This window comes from Streptomyces purpureus, from assembly GCF_014648195.1.
Taxonomy (GTDB): Bacteria; Actinomycetota; Actinomycetes; order Streptomycetales; family Streptomycetaceae; genus Streptomyces; species Streptomyces purpureus.
The window spans coordinates 51,527-68,318 of sequence record NZ_BMQQ01000016.1 but is presented as its reverse complement, the minus strand read 5'-3'; the positions used below and the strand labels follow the sequence as shown (position 1 = coordinate 68,318).

The 16,792-nt window shown below is 71.7% G+C and carries 18 protein-coding genes; 10 read left to right on the top strand and 8 right to left on the bottom strand.

Annotated features, from left to right (window positions below; all coding sequences use genetic code 11):
* Positions 1-88: 88 nt before the first annotated feature.
* From dapF to miaA, 3 genes are all read right to left on the bottom strand, one after another.
* Entirely contained in the window at positions 89-991 is a 903-nt protein-coding gene (gene dapF, locus IEZ01_RS20760) for a diaminopimelate epimerase (RefSeq protein ID WP_019889949.1), read from the bottom strand.
* Between the two features lie 106 nt (positions 992-1,097).
* The gene (locus IEZ01_RS20755; protein WP_028798064.1) at positions 1,098-1,550 is read right to left on the bottom strand and encodes a hypothetical protein; all 453 of its coding nucleotides are present in this window, start codon (positions 1,548-1,550) and stop codon (positions 1,098-1,100) included.
* 105 nt (positions 1,551-1,655) lie between these two features.
* Positions 1,656-2,594: a tRNA (adenosine(37)-N6)-dimethylallyltransferase MiaA gene (gene miaA, locus IEZ01_RS20750; protein WP_189203115.1), complete on the bottom strand. Its 939-nt coding sequence runs from the start codon at positions 2,592-2,594 to the stop codon at positions 1,656-1,658.
* 183 nt (positions 2,595-2,777) lie between these two features.
* Here miaA and IEZ01_RS20745 point away from each other — a divergent pair, with 183 nt between their 5' ends.
* On the top strand, positions 2,778-3,041 hold the full coding sequence (locus IEZ01_RS20745) for a hypothetical protein (RefSeq protein WP_189203113.1): 264 nt from the start codon (positions 2,778-2,780) through the stop codon (positions 3,039-3,041).
* A 47-nt stretch (positions 3,042-3,088) separates the two neighbouring features.
* Positions 3,089-3,346, top strand: a complete 258-nt coding sequence (locus IEZ01_RS20740) for an antitoxin (RefSeq protein ID WP_019889945.1) — start codon at positions 3,089-3,091, stop codon at positions 3,344-3,346.
* 113 nt (positions 3,347-3,459) lie between these two features.
* On the opposite strand, the gene IEZ01_RS20735 is transcribed toward IEZ01_RS20740, so the two are convergent.
* The 3 genes from IEZ01_RS20735 to IEZ01_RS20725 form a co-directional block, all read right to left on the bottom strand.
* The gene (locus IEZ01_RS20735) at positions 3,460-4,194 is read right to left on the bottom strand and encodes a class III extradiol dioxygenase subunit B-like domain-containing protein (RefSeq protein WP_019889943.1); all 735 of its coding nucleotides are present in this window, start codon (positions 4,192-4,194) and stop codon (positions 3,460-3,462) included.
* Positions 4,195-4,510: 316 nt separating this feature from the next.
* The gene (gene miaB, locus IEZ01_RS20730; protein ID WP_028798063.1) at positions 4,511-6,025 is read right to left on the bottom strand and encodes a tRNA (N6-isopentenyl adenosine(37)-C2)-methylthiotransferase MiaB; all 1,515 of its coding nucleotides are present in this window, start codon (positions 6,023-6,025) and stop codon (positions 4,511-4,513) included.
* A gap of 45 nt (positions 6,026-6,070) precedes the next feature.
* Positions 6,071-6,712 (bottom strand): maleylpyruvate isomerase family mycothiol-dependent enzyme, encoded by a 642-nt coding sequence (locus IEZ01_RS20725; protein WP_189203112.1) that lies wholly within the window; start codon positions 6,710-6,712, stop codon positions 6,071-6,073.
* Between the two features lie 71 nt (positions 6,713-6,783).
* Between IEZ01_RS20725 and IEZ01_RS20720 the strand changes: the two genes are divergently transcribed.
* Positions 6,784-7,698 carry a LysR family transcriptional regulator gene (locus tag IEZ01_RS20720; protein WP_019889940.1) on the top strand — a complete coding sequence of 305 codons (915 nt, stop codon included), beginning with the start codon at positions 6,784-6,786 and terminating at the stop codon, positions 7,696-7,698.
* A gap of 297 nt (positions 7,699-7,995) precedes the next feature.
* The gene (locus IEZ01_RS20715; protein ID WP_189203110.1) at positions 7,996-8,991 is read left to right on the top strand and encodes a TAXI family TRAP transporter solute-binding subunit; all 996 of its coding nucleotides are present in this window, start codon (positions 7,996-7,998) and stop codon (positions 8,989-8,991) included.
* A gap of 29 nt (positions 8,992-9,020) precedes the next feature.
* Here the strand turns inward: IEZ01_RS20715 and IEZ01_RS20710 are convergent, their stop codons facing one another.
* Entirely contained in the window at positions 9,021-10,418 is a 1,398-nt protein-coding gene (locus IEZ01_RS20710; RefSeq protein ID WP_019889938.1) for a sensor histidine kinase, read from the bottom strand.
* A gap of 17 nt (positions 10,419-10,435) precedes the next feature.
* The gene (locus tag IEZ01_RS20705) at positions 10,436-11,137 is read right to left on the bottom strand and encodes a response regulator transcription factor (RefSeq protein WP_019889935.1); all 702 of its coding nucleotides are present in this window, start codon (positions 11,135-11,137) and stop codon (positions 10,436-10,438) included.
* A gap of 284 nt (positions 11,138-11,421) precedes the next feature.
* Here IEZ01_RS20705 and IEZ01_RS20700 point away from each other — a divergent pair, with 284 nt between their 5' ends.
* From IEZ01_RS20700 to IEZ01_RS36070, 6 genes are all read left to right on the top strand, one after another.
* Positions 11,422-12,204: an amino acid ABC transporter ATP-binding protein gene (locus IEZ01_RS20700; RefSeq protein WP_028798062.1), complete on the top strand. Its 783-nt coding sequence runs from the start codon at positions 11,422-11,424 to the stop codon at positions 12,202-12,204.
* Positions 12,205-12,274: 70 nt separating this feature from the next.
* Positions 12,275-13,198, top strand: a complete 924-nt coding sequence (locus IEZ01_RS20695) for a glutamate ABC transporter substrate-binding protein (protein ID WP_028798061.1) — start codon at positions 12,275-12,277, stop codon at positions 13,196-13,198.
* A gap of 100 nt (positions 13,199-13,298) precedes the next feature.
* Positions 13,299-13,946 (top strand): amino acid ABC transporter permease, encoded by a 648-nt coding sequence (locus IEZ01_RS20690; RefSeq protein WP_019889932.1) that lies wholly within the window; start codon positions 13,299-13,301, stop codon positions 13,944-13,946.
* On the top strand, positions 13,943-14,863 hold the full coding sequence (locus IEZ01_RS20685) for an amino acid ABC transporter permease (protein ID WP_019889931.1): 921 nt from the start codon (positions 13,943-13,945) through the stop codon (positions 14,861-14,863). The genes IEZ01_RS20690 and IEZ01_RS20685 overlap by 4 nt, the downstream gene beginning before the upstream one ends.
* A 163-nt stretch (positions 14,864-15,026) precedes the next feature.
* Entirely contained in the window at positions 15,027-16,643 is a 1,617-nt protein-coding gene (locus IEZ01_RS20680; RefSeq protein ID WP_189203108.1) for an FAD-dependent monooxygenase, read from the top strand.
* A gap of 32 nt (positions 16,644-16,675) precedes the next feature.
* Positions 16,676-16,762 carry a putative leader peptide gene (locus tag IEZ01_RS36070; protein ID WP_311605579.1) on the top strand — a complete coding sequence of 29 codons (87 nt, stop codon included), beginning with the start codon at positions 16,676-16,678 and terminating at the stop codon, positions 16,760-16,762.
* Positions 16,763-16,792 lie beyond the last annotated feature (30 nt).

Sequence of the window (16,792 nt, the reverse complement as noted above, 5' to 3'; positions counted from 1 at the left end):
GGGCCGGTGCTTGATGCTACCGACCCCACCACGTGGCGCAGTCACGCTCTCGCCCAGCGTGAAACGGATCACCCATTCGAGGGAAGCGTCAGGCCGTGGCCGTTACGTTTCCGGCGGTGCCTCCCACCAGCCAGTCCGGGTCGACCGTACCCTCCGCGACGATCACCGCGGGGCCGGTCATCTCGACCGCGCCGTCCGGGTGCTCGGTGATCAGCAGCGTGCCGCCGAGGACGTCGACGGTGTACGTGACGGGGGCCCCGGTCTCGGCGGGGTCGGCGCCGTCCCGGCGGGCGGTGGCGACGGCGACCGCGCACGCGCCCGTGCCGCAGGAGCGGGTCTCGGCGGCGCCGCGCTCGTGCACCCGCATGGCGACGTGGCGGGGGCCGCGGTCCACGACGAACTCGATGTTGACACCGTCGGGGTAGACCTCGGCGGGGCTGTACGGAGGCTCGGCGTGCAGGTCGCCCGCGTGGTCGAGGCTGTCGACGAACGCCACGGCGTGGGGGTTGCCCATGTTGACGTTGCGGGCGGGCCAGCTGCGGTCGCCGACGGTCACGGTGACACCGGCCTCGGGGAGGAGGGCGCGGCCCATGGAGACGGTGACGGAGCCGTCCTTGTCGAGATGGACTCGCTTGACGCCGCCGCGGGTGGCGACGGCCACCTCGCCGGCGGTGATCAGCCCGGCGTGCTCCAGGTAGCGGGCGAAGACCCGCACGCCGTTGCCGCACATCTCGGCGACGGATCCGTCGGCGTTGCGGTAGTCCATGAACCACTCGGCCTCGTCGGCCATGGCGCGCGCCTCGGGGTGCGCGGCGGAGCGCACGACGTGCAGCACTCCGTCGCCGCCGATCCCGGCGCGGCGGTCGCAGAGCCGGGCGACGACGGCCGCGGGCAGGTCGATGCCGTTGTCCGGGTCGGGGACGATCACGAAGTCGTTCTCGGTGCCGTGGCCCTTGAGGAAGGCGATCGGCGAAGTCTGCGCGCTGGTCACGAGTGCAATCGTACGGGGCGGGTACGACAGCGCACCGTACAGAGGCCGCTCGGGGGCGGGCGGCCGGGCGGCACGGAGCCGCTGCGGGTGGCCACGGCTGGGACGGTCAGCGGAGGCGGGCCACGCGCCAGATCGCGAGGGCGACGAGGCCGCAGCTCACCGCGGCGTACAGCGCGAGCACCCGCCAGTTCGGGCGCTCGCCGGAGCCCTGGGCGGGCATCCCGGGCCAGGTGTGGCCGACGCGGCGGGCGGCCATCATGCCCCAGCCGGCGGCGCAGCCGCTGATCAGCAGGCCGAGCATGGCGACGACGGCGCCGCCGTCACCGGAGCCGAAGGCCAGGGGGAAGGCGAACATCAGCGAGCCGAGCGCGGCAAGACCGACGATCGGGGCGAGCTGCCAGATCCGCAGGCGGCGCTGCGGGCGCAGCTCGACCTCCACCTCGTCCGGAGTCATCTCCGGGGGCCCGTCCTGGTCCTCGTCGGGACCATCGGGGCTCAAGCGCGGTACGTCGTCCTGCGCTTGCCGTTGCTGTTCTCTGTCGCGAGGGCCGGCCTCCATCGCCACGCGCCCTCCCAACTCGGACTCCACGGTGATCGATGCTCGATGATGGCACGCCGCCGGGCGCCTCAATGACGGGCAGAGCGTCCCGATGCCATCACGTGATCAGGCTGTAACCGCTCGTTCGACCAACGCCAGCGCCCGACCGGGGAGTTCCGCCCGGTCCTGGAGGGCTCCGCTGAGCCAGTGCACGCGCGTGTCGCGGCGGAACCACGAGTCCTGGCGGCGGGCGAACCGCTTGGTCGCGCGGACGGTCTCGGCGCGCGCCTCGTCCTCGGTGCACTCCCCCGCGAGCGCCGCGAGCACCTGCTGGTAGCCGAGGGCGCGGGCGGCGGTACGGCCCTCGCGAAGCCCCTGGGTCTCGAGGGCCCGGACCTCGTCGACGAGTCCGGCCTCCCACATCCGGTCCACGCGCGCGGTGATCCGTTCGTCGAGTTCGGGGCGGGCGACGTCGACGCCGATCTGCACGGTGTCGTACACGGAGTCGGGGCCGGGAAGGTTGGCGGTGAACGGCTTGCCGGTGAGCTCGATCACTTCGAGCGCGCGGACGATGCGCCGGCCGTTGCTGGGCAGGATCGCCCGGGCGGCTTCGGGGTCGGCGGCGGCGAGCCTGGCGTGCAGGACGCCGGAGCCGCGCTCGTCCAGCTCGGCCTCCAGGCGGGCGCGGACGGCAGGGTCGGTGCCGGGGAATTCGAGGGCGTCGATGGCGCCGCGCACGTAGAGGCCGGAGCCGCCGACGAGGACGGGGGTGCGACCCTCGGCGAGCAGCCGGTCGATCTCGGCGCGGGCGAGACGCTGGTATTCGGCGACGCTGGCGGCCTCGGTGACGTCCCAGATGTCGAGGAGGTGGTGCGGGATGCCGCCGCGCTCATCGAGCGTCAGCTTGGCGGTGCCGATGTCCATCCCCCGGTAGAGCTGCATCGAGTCGGCGTTGACGACTTCGCCGCCGAGTTGCTGGGCGAGGTAGACACCCAGATCGGACTTTCCGGCCGCTGTGGGACCGACGACGGCGATGACCCGCGGGGCGGGAGCTGCAGTTCTCACCGCACCAGTCTCGCAAACCTCCGGGGGCCTCCCCGAACGAGCGACGTGACGGGGCGGATCCGAGGTCGTTGCCAGTTGCGAGGTTCCGACCGCCGGTTTTCTGGACCGGCCTCACCGGGCGACGCAATGGAGCGCCCTGGACGACGCGGAATTTCGCCCACACGAGTAACCTATGGAGTAGATATGGGCGTTTTTGCAAGGTTTCTTCGGAAGGGGAAGGACACCTCCGAGGTTTCCGAGGCGTCAACGGAGGAGGCGCTGGACGTCACTCCTGCGGACGAGCCGGAGGCGGAAGAGTCCGGTTCCGTCGCGGCCGAGGCCGCCGAGGGCGAGCCCGCCGACGGCGCCGCCGAGACCGTGGAAGCCGTCGAGGCTGTGGAGATTCCGAAGCAGCAGTCGGCTGAGGAGGCTGCGGACAACGAAGCCGGCGAAGGCGCCCGTAAGTAGTCACGTCGCAGGCGTTCCGTACGGACACATCCGAGGGAAGGTGACCCATGGGCCTCCTGGATTCTTTCAAGGCCAAACTCGCCCCGGCCAAGGACAAGGTCTCCGACCTCGCGCAGCACCACGCGCCCAAGATCGACCACGGGCTGGAGAAGGCCGCGAAGCTCGTCGACGAGAAGACCAAGGGCAAGTACCACGACAAGATCCACTCGGGTACCGGCAAGGCCAAGGAGGCCCTTGACCGGATCGCCCACAAGGACAGCGGCGGCCACAAGGGCGACGGCACCACCCCGCCGCCGGCCGCCTGACGCCCCGGGCGTCACCTGAAGGTCCCTCCGCACGGCGGACGGCCGCGAAGCATGACGCTCCGCGGCCGTCCGCCGTTTCGCCGTCGCGCGGCGCGCGCCGGACCCGCCCGGTCCTAGGACCAGGAGGCCACGAAGTAGCCCACGCCGTACGGCGCGTCCTCGTACAGCAGCCGGCCGTCGAGGTCCCTGCCTTCCGCCGCGCCCGCCAGCACCTGCCAGGGGGCCCGTCCGGCCGCCTTCAGCTCGTGCGCGAGCTGTTCGTCCAGCGCCAGCAGCGCCGCGGTGTCCGCCGCGCCGAGAGCTCGCGCCACGCCCTCGTCGAAGCCGGCGGCGCGCTCGTCCAGGTATCCGGGCGCCTTGAGCGTGCGGCAGGCGCTGCCGTCCCCCATGACGAGCAGCGCGACCCGTCCGGCGGCCGCGGCCAGTTCCCGGCCGGCGGCGGCGCAGGAGGCGGAGTCCAGGCTTTCGTCGACGGCGAGACCCTCGACGGGGGCGTCGGCCCAGTCCGCGCGCGCCAGGAGCCATGCGGCTACGGCGAGGGGGGTGGGCAGGGGGCCGCGCTCGGCCTCCTGCGGCTCCTCGGAGTAGCCGCTGCCGAGCCGTACGGGAAGATCCACTCCGAAGCCGTGGAAGGAGCCCTCGGCGCCTTCCAGGTACCGCCCCTGGGCGGTGTCGTCGCCCGCCGCGACCGGGGCGACCACGACCAGCCGGTCGGGCCTGGAGGCGGCGAGCACCCCGAGGGCGTCGAGACAGGCGGTCCTTGCCTCGTCGAGCTCGGCGGCCGCGCCCGCGGCGACCTCGGGTACCAGCAGCGGCGGACAGGGGCAGACGGCGGCGGCGACAAGCATGATCCGGAGCCTACTCGGCACCGGCGCCGGACCGCCGCGTACGGCCGCCGCGCGCGGCGCCGCCGCGACCGTGGCCGTAGACCCGGGGTCGCGGGACGGGAACGGGTGGCAGCGGCACCGGGCCGGCCGCCGTAATCCTGCCGGTACGCCCGCCATCGCGGGGACGCGAACCGGTGGCACCGGTGCCGGAGCGCCGCCGTGCCCCGGCCCGTACGCCTGCCATCGCCGGACGGGAACCGGTGGTAGCAGCCCCGTGCAGCGCCGTACACGCGCGTGCCGCGCGCTTCTGTTCCCCCCGGGTGACTGCCCCGGCGGATCAGTCGACGGCGCAGCCGTTCGTGACCGCCGGCAGCGGCGCGGGGACGCCGATCTTCGGCAAGCCGAGCATGACGCCCGGGCCCTGCTGCGGGGCGGCGTTGCGCTTCTCCCAGGCGTCGCCGGCGCGGGTGCGGCGTACCGACGTCGTGGGGCCCTCGGCGAGGAGGTGGTGGGGGGCGGCGTAGGTGATCTCGACGGTCACCACGTCACCGGGGCGGACCTCCGCCTCCGGCTTGGTGAAGTGGACGAGGCGGTTGTCGGGGGCGCGCCCGGAGAGGCGGTGCGTGGTGCCGTCCTTGCGGCCCTCGCCCTCGGCGACCATGACCTCCAGGGTGCGGCCGACCTGCTTCTTGTTCTCCTCCCAGGAGATCTCCTCCTGGAGGGCGACCAGGCGCTCGTAGCGCGCCTGCACGACCTCCTTGGGGATCTGGCCGTCCATCTCCGCCGCGGGGGTGCCGGGGCGCTTGGAGTACTGGAAGGTGAAGGCGTTGGCGAAGCGGGCCTCGCGGACCGTGTGCATGGTCTGCTCGAAGTCCTCCTCGGTCTCGCCGGGGAAGCCCACGATGATGTCGGTGGAGATGGCCGCGTGCGGGATGGCGGCGCGGACCTTCTCGATAATGCCGAGGAAGCGCTCCTGGCGGTACGACCGGCGCATGGCCCTGAGCACCGTGTCCGAGCCGGACTGGAGCGGCATGTGCAGCTGCGGCATCACGTTCGGGGTCTCGGCCATCGCGGCGATCACGTCGTCGGTGAAGTCGCGCGGGTGCGGCGAGGTGAAGCGGACCCGCTCCAGGCCCTCGATCTGGCCGCAGGCACGCAGCAGCTTGCTGAACGCCTCGCGGTCGCCCAGGTCGGAGCCGTACGCGTTGACGTTCTGGCCGAGGAGGGTGATCTCCGAGACTCCCTCGGCGACCAGGGCCTCGATCTCGGCGAGGATGTCGCCGGGGCGGCGGTCCTCCTCCTTGCCGCGGAGCGCCGGGACGATGCAGAAGGTGCAGGTGTTGTTGCAGCCGACGGAGATCGAGACCCAGGCCGCGTACGCCGACTCACGGCGGGTCGGCAGCGTGGAGGGGAACGCCTCCAGGGACTCGGCGATCTCGACCTGCGCCTCCTCCTGGATGCGGGCGCGCTCCAGGAGGACCGGCAGCTTGCCGATGTTGTGCGTGCCGAAGACCACATCGACCCAGGGGGCCTTCTTGACGATGGTGTCGCGGTCCTTCTGGGCGAGGCAGCCGCCGACGGCGATCTGCATGCCGGGGCGGCGGGTCTTCATGGGCGCGAGCCGGCCGAGGTTGCCGTACAGCTTGTTGTCGGCGTTCTCGCGGACCGCGCAGGTGTTGAAGACGACGACGTCGGCGTCGCCGTCGGAGCCCTGGGGAGCGCGGACGTATCCCGCCTCCTCCAGCAGACCGGAGAGCCGCTCGGAATCGTGGACGTTCATCTGGCACCCGTAGGTGCGCACCTCGTACGTTCGCTGGACGTCCACTGCCTGGCTCCGGTCGCTGATGGTCATGGGAACAAGGGTAGGCGGTGTCCGGAGTACGTCCGGCCCGAAGGGTCAGGCCGGTGCCGGGGCGCTGACGAATCGGTCCTTCGCCGCTCCGTGGAGGCGGCCGGGGGGCAGTCTGCGGCCGAAGGCGACCAGCAGCAGGTCCTGGGCCGCGCCGGTCAGGGGCGTACCGGTCCCGAAGGACCAGTCGAGGTCGTCGGCGCGCAGGGCGACGCCGCTCAGGTCGGCGCCGAAGAAGCGGAGGCTGCGGGGGGTGACCGAGTCCAGGACGGGGCGAAGGCGTTCCTCGGGGATCCGGCGGTCGATGCCGAGCGGGACGGTGATGTCCAGGCCGTGGACGACGTCGTGGCCGAGCGCCGCCGGGAGGCCGCCCGGGGGCGTCCAGGGGTGGTGGGCGTTGTCCCCGAGCGCCGCGGCGAGTTCGGCGGGGGTGAGGGCGGCGGCGTCCCGGTGGGCGAGGCGGTCGGTCGTCCGGTGGAGGCTTCCGCGGGCCTTGACGAGCTCGGCGACGATCTTCGGCAGGGAGTGGCGGAAGCCCATGGACATGTGGGCGGCGACCTCCCGCACGCGCCACCCCGCGCAGAGGGTCGGGGCGTCCCAGTGGGCGGCGGGGAGGGTGTCGAACAGGTCCGCCAGTTCCCGGCGTTCGGCGGCGATGAGCGTGCTGAGGGGAGTCCTGGTGTCGGCCATGGCTCCAGGGTGGGCGGCCCCGGCACCATAAGTCCAAGAGATGGATCTTCTCGCTCCTAGACTCCGTGCTTATGGAACTGCGTCAGCTGCGGTACTTCGTCGCGGTGGTGGAGGAGGCCAACTTCACCCGGGCCGCCGCCCGCCTTCATGTGGCGCAGCCGGGGGTGAGCGCGCAGATCCGGCAGCTGGAGCGGGAGCTGGGGCAGGCGCTGCTGGACCGCTCCGGCGGTTCGGTGACGCCCACGGAGGTGGGCGAGGCGGTGCTGCCGTACGCACGGGCCGCGCTCGCCGCCGTGGAGGACGTCCGGGGGACGGTGGCGGAGTTCACCGGGCTTCTGCGGGGCCAGGTGACGATCGGGATGATCTCGGGCGCGGCGGCCGACGGGTTCGACGTGGCGGCGCTGCTGGCCGACTTCCACGATGCGCATCCGCGGGTCGAGATCTCGCTCACCGAGGACTCCTCGGAGCGGATGCTCGCCGCGGTCCGCCGGGGCGAGCTCGACCTCGCGGTGCTGGGCGTGGCGGGCGACACGCCGCCGCCGGACCTCGACCTTCAGGTGGTGATCGACGAGCCGCTGGTGGCCGCGGTGGCGCCGGGAGATCCGCTCCTCGCGCGCGTGACGGGTACGAGCCTGCCTCTGGCGGCGCTGCACGACCGCCCGCTGATCAGCCTGCCCCGGGGCACGGGCGTACGCGGCGTGCTCGACCGGGCCTTCGCCGGGCACGGCATACGGCCCCGCATCGCCTTCGAGGCGGCCACGCCCGTGGTGCTGGCACGGCTCGCGGCGCGGGGGCTGGGGGTGGCGGTGGTGCCGGACCTGCCGGCCGGGGCCGCCGAGGCGCTCGGGCTGGTGGTCCTGCGGCTGACCGACCCCGAGCCGAGGGGCAAGGTCGCGCTGGCCTGGCGACGCACCGGCCCGCCCTCCCCGGCCGCCCGTGCGCTCCTGGCCCACCTGCGCGCGGCGCTCCCGGAGCCGGCGGCGTAGGCGGCGCTGCCCTGTGGGGACCGGGCGAACGGGCCGTACGTACGGAGGGCACCAGCCGAGCCGCTCCCGGTGCGTGCGCGCACCTGGAAACCGATCTCGTCCCCCGCTCCCAACGCGCGCGTGGAGTGGAACGCCCGGCCCCCGAGCGCCGTGCCCTCGGCCACCTCCCCGCCACGCCACGCGCGTGTGGAGACCGATTCCCCTCCTCCGGCCCCACGCGCGCGGGACACGTGACGTACCTCCCGCCCACCCGTCAGGCCTGGTCTTCACTGGGAGTGAGCTGGCAGGATCGCGGCCATGCGCACCGCCCTGTCCCGAGTCAGCCGTCGCCGTGCCCTTCAGGGCTCCGCGGCCGCGCTGGTGGTGCTCGGGCTGCTGGCCTGGTGGATGTGGCCTGCGCGGCCGGTGCCGAGCGGGCAGGTCACCTTCAGTACGGGCGTACCGAGCGGGGTCTACCAGCGGTACGGCGCGCTGCTGCAGCAGGCGCTCGCCCGTCACCTGCCGAAGGTCTCCGTCCGGCTGACCGACAGCGAGGGCTCCCAGCAGAACCTCGCCCGGCTGGCCTCCGGCGAGGCCGACTTCACCGTGGCGACCGCGGACGCCGTTGCGACGTACCAGCGCAACCTCAAGCCCGGCGCGGACCGTCTGCGTGGCTGCGCTCGCCTCTACGACGACTACGTACAGCTGGTCGTGCGGAAGTCCTCGAAGGTCGAGAGGCCCGGCGATCTGCGCGGGCTGCGGGTCGGCGTCGGCCAGGAGGGCTCGGGTGTCCGGCTGATAGCGGACCGGCTGCTGACCGCCGCCGGTCTCGACCCGGCCAAGGACATCGTGCCGGTGCCGGCCGGCATCGACACGATGCCCGGAAAGCTGGAGCGCGGCGAGCTCGACGCGTTCTTCTGGTCCGGCGGCCTGCCCACCGCCGCCGTGCAGGACCTCTCCGAGCGGCTGCCGATCCGCCTCGTCGAGCTGGACGAGGCGCTGGTGGACACGCTGCACTCGGCGGGCGAGAGCACCCGCCACTACCGCTCCGCGCGGGTGCCGGCGGACGCCTACACCCGCGCCCAGGACGGCAAGCCGGTCAAGACGGTGGCGGTGGCGAACCTGCTGGTCACCACGGACCGCACCGATCCGGCGCTGGTGGAGGGCTTCACCCGTACGGTGATCCGGAGCCGCGACCGTATCGGCAGCCAGGTGCACCCGGCCCAGCTCGTGGACCTGCGCACCGCGATCTTCACCGAGCCGCTGACCCTGCACGAAGGGGCGAAGCGCTACTACCGCTCGGTCAAGCCCTGAAAGCGCTGGGAGCCCCGCTTCGCTCCGCGTCAGATGCCGTGTGGGGCCGTACGAGGCAGGGTCACCGTCACCCGCAGTCCGTGCGGCTCGTGCGGCGCGTAGGCGATGGAGGCGCCCCCGGCGGCGAGCAGGGCGCGTGAGATGGACAGCCCCAGGCCCGACCCCTTGACGTTCTGGTGGCGGTTGCTGCGCCAGAAGCGGTCGCCGATCCGGGTCAGCTCGTCCTCCGTCAGCCCGGGGCCGCGGTCGCTCACCACGACGGTGCAGGTCTCGCCGTTGGAGGCGGCCGTGACGGTGACCTCCTCCCCTTCGGGTGTGAACTTCAGGGCGTTGTCGATCACCGCGTCGAGGGCGCTGGAGAGCGCCACCGGGTCGGCCCAGGCGGTCACGGCGGCCAGTTCGCCGGTCAGTCGTACGCCCTTCTCCTCGGCCAGCGGGCGCCAGGCGGCGACGCGTTCGCAGGCCAGCGCTCCGACGTCGGTGAGCTGGAGGTCGGCGGCGGCGTGTTCGGCGAGGGCGAGGCCGAGGAGGTCGTCGAGGACCTGTGCGAGCCGTTTGCCCTCGGTGCGGACGGAGGCGATCTCCTCGTTTCCCTCGGGGAGTTCGAGGGCGAGGAGCTCGATCCGCAGCAGCAGCGCGGCGAGCGGGTTGCGCAGCTGGTGGGAGGCGTCGGCGACGAAGGCGCGCTGCTGTTCCAGGACCTCTTCGACGTTGTCGGCCATCTCGTTGAACGAGCGGGCGAGCCGGCGCAGCTCGGGCGGCCCGCCGGCGGCGGCGACCCTGGAGTTCATCCGGCCGGTGGCGATGTCGTGGGTGACCGCGTCCAGGACGCGTACGGGCCGTAGCACCCAGCCGGTGAGCCGGAAGGCGGCGCCGACGGCGAGCAGCATCGCCGCGGACTCGCCCGCCACGATCAGGAGCCAGCCGTGCAGGATCCGCGAACGCAGCTGTCCGGTGGGCGAGTCGGTGACGACGACGGCGACGACGTCCCCGTCCCGTACGACGGGGGAGGCGACGGCGAGCCGGGCGTGCGGCTGCCAGGGCCAGACCTGGGGCGGGTCGTGGCTGCGCCGGCCGGCCAGGGCCTCCCGGAACGCGCGGTACTCCTCCCCTGACCGCGGTATGGTCCAGCCCGCCGGGCCGGTGGCCATGGCACGGTGATCGCGGCAGAAGACACCGGCTCGTATGTCGTAGACGTCGTGGTAGCTGGCGAGTTCGCCCACGAGGGCGGAGCGGCGTTCGTCGATGCCGGGTTCGTTCTCGGTGACGAACTGGGCGAGCGCCGCGAAGCGGGCGGCGTCGTCGATCCGGTCGACGACGACCCGCTGCTGTTCGGCCGCGGCCAGGCTGACGGCGAGCGGGAAGCCGAGCGCGAGCAGCACACCGGCCATCAGGACGATGAGGAGCGGAAGCAGACGGGTGCGCACGCGGTGGGCTCGTGGGGTCAGGCGGCCGGGGCGACCAGGCGGTAGCCGACGCCCCGCACGGTCTCGATGAGGGCGGGCATCCGCAGCTTGGAGCGGAGCGAGGCGACGTGCACCTCGAGGGTGCGGCCGGTCCCCTCCCAGCTGGTGCGCCAGACCTCGCTGATGATCTGCTCGCGCCGGAAGACGACGCCGGGCCGCTGCGCGAGCAGCGCCAGCAGATCGAACTCCTTGCGGGTGAGCTGGACGGCCGCGCCCTCGACGCTGACCGTGCGGGTGGGCAGCTCGATGACGACGGAGCCGAGGGTCAGGGCGCTGTCGGCGGCCGCGCCGGACTCCTCGCCGCCGGCGGTGCGCCGGCTGACGGCGTGGATCCGGGCGAGGAGCTCGCCCGTGTCGTACGGCTTGACGACGTAGTCGTCGGCGCCGAGGTTGAGGCCGTGGATGCGGGAGCGTACGTCCGCACGCGCGGTCACCATGATCACCGGGGTGGTGGTGAGCTTCCGGATCCGGCCGCAGACCTGGTAGCCGTCCTGGTCGGGCAGGCCCAGGTCGAGCAGGACCACACCGAAGGGCGGCTTGTCGCCGTGTGCGGCCGGCAGGATCGCCTGGAGGGCCTCCTCACCGTTGCGGGCGTGGGTGACGGTGAAGCCGTGCTTGGCGAGCACCGCCGACAGAGCGGCGGCCACATGGTCGTCGTCCTCGACGAGCAGCAGTCTCATGGCCCCCCTCCGGTCCCCCGCGTCGGCGTCTGCACCACCGCGTGATCATCTCGTGTCTCAGTACGTACCAGGGCATGAACGCCGATGGTCGAGGGGCTAGTCAAGAGCCTGCCCGCCGGAGCGCGGTCTTGTTATGCACCCGGTACTCCGCCCCGCGCCCCCTTCACGCGGAGTGTCCGGTTGCAGCCGGATCGTTATGCTCAAGTTCCGCTCAGATGTGATGACGATGGTCGCACCCCGTGCTTAGTGTCCTCTCCAACCGAGGAGGACGGAGCAAGAAGCCGATGAGCGGAGTGTCAGTGACCAAGGGCGAGAACGCCGGGGCGGCGTCGGGCGACCTGGTCGTGCTGAGCAACGTCAACAAGCACTTCGGCGCGCTGCATGTGCTCCAGGACATCGACCTGACGATCGCCCGTGGCGAGGTCGTGGTCGTCATCGGGCCCTCCGGGTCCGGCAAGTCCACGCTGTGCCGCACGATCAACCGACTGGAGACGGTCGATTCCGGAGCGATCACGATCGACGGGAAGCCGCTGCCCCAGGAGGGCAAGGAGCTCGCCCGGCTCCGTGCCGACGTGGGCATGGTCTTCCAGTCGTTCAACCTCTTCGCGCACAAGACCGTGCTCGAGAACGTCATGCTGGGCCAGGTCAAGGTCCGCAAGACGGACAAGAAGGCCGCGGAGGAGAAGGCCCGCACCCTGCTCGACCGCGTGGGCGTCGGCTCGCAGGCCGACAAGTACCCGGCGCAGCTCTCCGGAGGTCAGCAGCAGCGCGTCGCCATCGCACGGGCGCTGGCGATGGACCCGAAGGTCATGCTCTTCGACGAGCCCACGTCGGCGCTCGACCCGGAGATGATCAACGAGGTCCTGGAAGTCATGCAGCAGCTGGCGCGTGACGGCATGACGATGGTCGTCGTCACGCACGAGATGGGCTTCGCCCGCTCCGCCGCCAATCGCGTGGTGTTCATGGCCGACGGAAAGATCGTCGAAGAGGCCACGCCCGACCAGTTCTTCAGCAGTCCTCGCAGCGACCGGGCCAAGGACTTCCTGTCGAAGATCCTGCACCACTGATCCCTGCGTCCGGCGGCTGACGACCGACGATCTACGCGACCAACGACCCACGAGTAAAGGGATGTTCACCATGAAGCTCCGCAAGACGGCCGCTGTGGCCATTGCCGTGCTCGCGCTGTCCGCGACCGCCTGTGGTGGCAAGGAGGGCTCCGCCGGCGACAAGCCGACCGGCATCAAGCCGGGCTCCTCCAACGCGCCGCAGCTGCCGAAGTACGTCGTCGCCACGGAGGTGAAGCTGGACGCCTCGGCCACCTTCAAGAAGGCCAAGGAGCGCGGCAAGCTGATCATCGGTTCCAAGGCCGACCAGCCCTACCTCGGCTTCGAGGATCAGGCCACGAAGAAGCGCTCCGGCTTCGACATCGAGATCGCCAAGATGATCGCCGCCGACCTGGGCTTCACCGAGGACCAGATCGAGTGGAAGACGGTCGACTCCAAGCTCCGCGAGACCGCGATCTCCACGGGCCAGGTCGACTACTACGTCGGTACGTACACGATCAACGACAAGCGCAAGGCGCAGGTCGGCTTCGCGGGCCCGTACTACAAGGCCGGCGCCGACCTCCTGGTCCGCAAGGACGACAACTCGATCACGGGCCCGAAGTCCGTCAAGGGCAAGAAGGTCTGCTCGATCACCGGCTCCACCCCGCTGCAGGAGATCAAGAAGCCGGAGTACGGCGCGCAGACCACCGAGCTCGCCAAGTACTCGGACTGCGTCCAGCAGCTGCTGACCAAGCAGGTCGACGCCGTCACCACCGACGACTCGATCCTCAAGGGCTACGCCGCCGCCAACTCCGGCAAGCTCAAGGTCGTCGGCGAGACGTTCACCGAGGAGCCCTACGGCGTCGGCATGAACAAGGACGACAAGGCGCTGCGCGAGGCGATCAACAAGTCGCTGGAGACGCACATCAAGGACGGCACGTACAAGAAGATCTACGAGGCGACCCTGGGCCTGTCCGGCTCCGGCTTCGTCGAGCCGCCGGCGATCGTCCGCTACTGATCACCGCCATACGGAGCGCCCCGTACGACCGTACGGGGCGCCCCTCCCCCTGCCCGTACGCCTTTGCCCGTAGGCCGCTGACCGCCGACGCGGAGTCCTCATGAACGTACTGCTCGACCATTTCCCGGAGTTCCGCGACGGGTTCATAGGAACCGTGTCGATCACCGTCGTCAGCACGGTGATCGCGCTGGTCCTCGGCATCGTCGTCGCCGGCTTCCGGGTCTCGCCCATCCCGCCGCTGCGCTTCTTCGGCGCCGCGTGGGTGACGCTTCTGCGCAACACGCCGCTGACGCTGCTCTTCCTCGTGGCGATGTTCATCGTCCCGGAGATCCTCTTCCCCGGCATGAGCGCCTTCGTGCTCGGTTCGCTCGCGCTCGGCTTCTACACCTCCGCCTTCATCTGCGAGGCGGTCCGATCCGGCATCAACACGGTGCCGCTCGGCCAGGCCGAGGCCGCCCGCTCCATAGGTATGACGTTCTCGCAGACCCTGCGCATGATCGTGCTGCCGCAGGCCACCCGGACCGTGCTGCCGCCGCTGAGTTCGATCCTCATCGCGCTCACCAAGAACTCGGCCATCGCGGGCGCGTTCAGCGTCACCGAACTCTTCGGCTGGCAGACGCTGATGAGCGAGCAGGGCTACGCGATCGCCTGGATCTTCGTATGGGTGGCCGCCGCCTACCTGGTCATCACCTTCACCATCAGCGGCATCTTCCGCCTGCTGGAGCGCCGCATGGAGGTCGCCCGATGAGCGCCAGCGTTCTCTACGACGCCCCCGGGCCCAAGGCCCGCGCCCGCAACCGCGTGCTCGCCGTGGTCGGCACCCTCGCCATCGTCGCGCTGATCGCCATCAGCGTCATGCGGCTGGAGGAGAAGGGCCACCTCGCGTACGAGATGTGGGACATCTTCAACTACGCGGGCATCCGGCAGAACATCGCCGACGCGATCCTCGCGACCCTGAAGGCGTTCGGCATCGCGGCCGTCGGCTCGCTCGTGCTCGGTGTGCTGCTGGCCGTCGGCCGGCTCTCCGACCACAAGCCGGTCCGGTGGTTCGCCACCGGCTTCATCGAGCTGTTCCGCTCCATCCCGCTCCTCATCACGATCTACGCCGTCTGGGTCGGCTTCCTGACGGACTACTCGATGTGGGCGCTGGCGATCGGCCTGTCGATCTACAACGGCTGTGTGCAGGCCGAGGTGCTGCGGGCCGGCATCAACGCGGTGCCCAAGGGGCAGCGGGAGGCCGCGTACGCGCTCGGCATGAGCAAGACGCAGGTGATGACGAACGTCCTGATGCCGCAGGCCGTCCGGGCCATGCTGCCGACGATCATCAGCCAGCTGGTGGTGACCCTCAAGGACACCTCGCTCGGCTTCATCATCCTGTACCCCGAGCTGCTCCAGACGGCCCGGCTCATCGCCTCCAACACGCAGGTCAACGGCCAGTACCCGTACGTCTCGACCATCGTGGTCATCGGCACGATCTACATCGCGATGTGCCTGGTGCTGTCGGGGCTGGCGAACTGGATCGAGAAGCGGGGGCGCCGGGCGAAGACCGGGATCTCCCCCGCGGAGGCCGAGGCCGTCGTCCTGGCCGGTGACGCCTCACAGGCGGTCGGCACGACCATCCTCGGCGGCCCCGGCAGCGACCGAGGCGGTTCCACAGGCAACTGACGGTATGTGACATCATCCGGGGGCAGTGGCAGTCGCGCCGCTGCCCCCGTCGCTTGACGCACGCACCCGCAGTGGGTTGCATACGTTCTGTGACCACGCACCGGGCTCCCGCCACACTGTTCCGTGCTTCCCGCATGACCCAATGTGCTTCAGGAGCCACTCCGTGGACCCGGTGATCGTCGTCGGCGCGGGGCCCGTCGGCCTCGCGCTCTCCCTCGCTCTGGCTGCCCAGAACGTTCCCTCCGTCGTACTGGACGAGGGCGCGGGCAAGGAGGAGACCCGCCCTGCCCGTACGGTTGTCCTGCGCGCCGACATGGCGTCCCTGGTGGAGCGGCTGGGCTGTACCACCCTGCGTGACGAGGGACTCCGGTGGGTCGGCTGGCGATCGGTGCGCCGCAAGCAACTGATGCGCCACATCGAGCTCCGTGTGACGGATGGGGACCACGACACGCTCGCGCCTGCGGCGCCGCTGCACATTCCGCAGCATGCGCTCTCCCGCGGCCTGCGGGACGCCATCGCCACCGAGGACCTGATCCAGATCGTGCCGGACAGCCGCCTCGACTCGATCGAGCAGGACGACAGGGGCGTCACCGCCCACACCCGCGGGCCGGGCGCGAACTGGTGGCGCGGCAGCCATCTGGTCGGCTGCGACGGCGCCCGCTCCACCGTCCGTAAGCTGCTCGGCATCCGCTTCCCGGGCCGGACCGCCGTGGAACGCCACGCCGTCGCGGCGCTGCGCACCGAACTCCCCTGGCCCGACGAGGCCGTGCTGCACCGTCAGCCGCCGTGGCGCGGCGCGGGTGAGGAGATCACCGCCCGCCCGCTGCCGGACGGCGCCTGGCGGATCGACTGGCTGCTGCCGGCGCGCGGCGAACTGGTCACCCCCGACGCGCTGGTCTCCCGGATCCGCGACACCCTGGCCGGCTGGTGCGGTGAGACACCTCCGTACGAGCTGATCGACACCGGGGTCCACACACTGCACCACCGGCTCGCCCGGCGCTGGCGCGACGGGCGGGTCCTCCTCGCCGGCGACGCGGCCCACCTGCTCGGCGCGGTCGGCACGCAGGGCCTGGACGAAGGGCTGCGGGACATCGACAACCTGGCCTGGAAGCTGGCCCACATCTGGCACCACGGCCCCTCGGACACCCTCCTGGACAGCTACCAGACCGAACGGCGCACCGCCGTCGCCTCCCGGCTGCGCGCCGCCGACCAGTCACTGCCGGTCCTGCGCGGCGGTGGCGGCCTGCGGACGTATCTGCCGGGCAGCGCCCGGGGCCATGACGCCCTGCTGACCGACGGCCATCTGGGTCGCGGCCCACTCGGCGCGCCCCCCGCGTACCCGCACTCCCCCCTGGCGCCTCCGTACGCCGACGGGCAGACCCCGGTGGGTACGCCGACGGGCGCGCCGGTGGACGACGTCCTGGTCACGGCACCGGACGGCACGACCGTACGGCTCCGGGACCGGCTGGGGCGGGGGCGGCTGCTGGTCGTCCTGGTCGCGCCGGGGACCGGGGTGTGGGAGCGGCGGCACTGGATGAGCGCCGGGCTGATGCCGCGGCTGGCCTCGGCGGTCTCCGCGCTGCCGGCGAAGGCGGAGCTGCTGGTGACCGAGGCGTACCCGGGCGCGCCCGCGCACACGGTGCTGCTGGTACGGCCGGACGGCCATCTGGCTGCGGCATTCGAGGGGGTGCGCCCCGCCGAACTGCACGAAGCCGCCGACGCGGTGCGCGGCGGTGTGCAGGTGTCCACCGACAGCGACCGTACGGCGGACGTCAATTGACCGTCGCTGATGGTCGTGGTCTACTCGCGACCATGACCGACACCGATGTGCGCCTGTGGCGGAGGGTCCATATGGACCTGGTCCGCTATGCGGGCTGCGTGTGTCGACCGTCCTGCTGAATTCGCCTCCCTTTTCTTTCTCCGTACGCG